This window comes from Liquorilactobacillus vini DSM 20605, assembly GCF_000255495.1.
Lineage (GTDB): Bacteria > Bacillota > Bacilli > Lactobacillales > Lactobacillaceae > Liquorilactobacillus > Liquorilactobacillus vini.
On the sequence record NZ_AHYZ01000218.1, the window covers coordinates 1 to 413 of the forward strand.

Genomic DNA, 413 nt, shown 5'->3' on the forward strand with positions numbered 1-413 from the left:
TTAATTGAAGGCTGAAAATTAAAATCAAATTCTTCTATTTTTTTGATTATTGGGAATCTTGCTCTTTGGATCCTTCGTTCAAGTTCTAATTGATGTTGATAATTTATTTCCTTGTTGGTCAGGTCTAAGAGGGCTTCACTAAAACTAATTTTGTGATCATTGACTTTTGATATATACTCATTTAAATTCTGACGAATATTTTCTAAATTGAGATAGGACAAATTAGAGTTTAGTTGTTCATATTGATTCATTAGACGTTCTCCTCGTATTATGGTGTTTATAAGTTGTCATAAACACTTAAATCTTTACGCATATATTCATTAATTTCTTTTTCGCTGGCATCTTTCATTAAGTCACTTTTTAATACAGCTAGTTGATCTTCAGTATTGTAAGTAAATTGCTTATCTGAAACA

1 protein-coding gene is annotated in these 413 nt (G+C 28.6%); it reads right to left on the bottom strand.

The window, feature by feature from the left end; translation table 11 throughout:
- The coding region (locus ON15_RS11140) for an ATP-binding protein (RefSeq protein ID WP_010581571.1) at positions 1 to 251 on the bottom strand (251 nt) is incomplete at its 3' end.
- Between the last annotated feature and the right edge of the window lie 162 nt (positions 252 to 413).